Origin of the sequence: Methylophaga sp. UBA4204 (assembly GCF_002379485.1) — a bacterium.
Classification (GTDB): domain Bacteria; phylum Pseudomonadota; class Gammaproteobacteria; order Nitrosococcales; family Methylophagaceae; genus Methylophaga.
In genome coordinates this window covers 8,051-9,348 of the sequence record NZ_DFTU01000095.1, presented here as the reverse complement: position 1 = coordinate 9,348, position 1,298 = coordinate 8,051, and the positions used below count along the sequence as shown (strand labels likewise).

Genomic DNA, 1,298 nt, shown 5'->3' with positions numbered 1-1,298 from the left:
AAAGCCAGATTGTCATTGCCAGAAGTCAGATAAACGTTATCCGCATCAGGACGCCATTCGACTTCCATGCCCAGTAAGTCCACATAAAACTGTTCGCAGGCTTCGAGATTTTCGACGGTTAATGCCACATGACGCAAACCGCCAGTTCGTGTTGGTCGCTGCATGGTTATGCTCCGGTTTATTGAAATTCGATTAGGCTTGTTCAATCACTTCATAGTCATGAGTGATTTCAGCGGTTTTTGCCAGCATAATAGATGCCGAGCAATATTTTTCTGTAGATAGTTTTACCGCACGGTCGACAAAATTCTGTTTAAGGTTGCGGCCAGTGACGGTGTAGTGCACATGAATTTTGGTAAAAACTTTTGGTGCTTCCTCACTGCGTTCTGCGGAAACTTCAACCACACAATCCGTTACATCTTGACGTGATTTTTTCAGAATATCGATGACATCAAATGATGTGCAGCCACCAAGGCCCAGCAACAGAAGCTCCATTGGACGCATGCCCGTGCCGTGACCACCGGCTTCTTCAGGACCATCCATTACGATGGTATGTCCGGTTCCGGATTCACCGACGAATAAAACATCCTCAACCCACTTTACTCTTGCTTTCATTTAACTCATCCTGCATAAAATACGTATAACAACGTTTAATTTTGCCATATTCATCGGAATTGGGCAGAATTAATCCTTATAAAAATAAGCTGGGCCTTCATGACATGGATTATTTAAAACACAAAGAGAGAGAAGAGCAGTTGGCAGAGTTTTTCAAACACTGCCACAGTAAAGTCTACCCCGCCAAAACAATGCTGGCGCGACCGGGTGATATTCCTGACAGGCTCTACTACATTCGAGAAGGCTCTATCAGCATCTGTGTTGAAAACGAAGAGGGCGAGGAATTAATTGTCGCCTATCTCAATCAGGGCGACTTTATCGGTGAAGTTGGCTATTTTCACGATAATATCAATGACCGCATGTCGGTGGTCAAAGCCAGAACCGATTGCCGCACCGAAGAAATCAGTTATCAAACCCTCAAGGCGCTTTCCAAAACAGAATTAAAAGGTTGCTATCCCTATCTGTTGGAAACGTTGGGTGAGCAGATGTCCAAACGTTTGCTGACCACGACTCGTAAAGCCACCAACATGGCATTTATGGACGTTTCCGGACGGGTAGAAGAAGCCCTGCGTGATTTGGCTGCGCAGCCTGATGCGATGCGCCACGAACAGGGGCGGCAAATCAAGATCACCCGTCAGGAAGTCAGTCGCATTGTTGGCTGTTCGCGGGAAATGGTCGGCCGGGTA

At 46.4% G+C, this 1,298-nt stretch carries 3 protein-coding genes; 1 reads left to right on the top strand and 2 read right to left on the bottom strand.

Annotation, left to right across the window (positions count from 1 at the left end; all coding sequences use genetic code 11):
• Together B3182_RS14455 and B3182_RS14450 are read right to left on the bottom strand one after the other, a co-directional pair.
• Window positions 1-164, bottom strand: a 164-nt coding sequence (locus B3182_RS14455) for a VOC family protein (protein ID WP_292753267.1), incomplete at its 3' end; no start/stop codon positions are given.
• Between the two features lie 28 nt (window positions 165-192).
• Window positions 193-612 carry an OsmC family protein gene (locus B3182_RS14450; RefSeq protein ID WP_292356736.1) on the bottom strand — a complete coding sequence of 140 codons (420 nt, stop codon included), beginning with the start codon at window positions 610-612 and terminating at the stop codon, window positions 193-195.
• Window positions 613-716: 104 nt separating this feature from the next.
• Between B3182_RS14450 and B3182_RS14445 the strand changes: the two genes are divergently transcribed.
• On the top strand, window positions 717-1,298 hold a 582-nt coding region (locus tag B3182_RS14445; RefSeq protein WP_292753261.1), incomplete at its 3' end, for a cyclic nucleotide-binding domain-containing protein.

Coding starts and splice junctions, on each gene's coding strand:
- B3182_RS14450 (WP_292356736.1), bottom strand. CDS start 612: ATGAAAGCAAGAGTAAAGTGGGTTGAGGATGTTTTATTCGTCGGTGAA.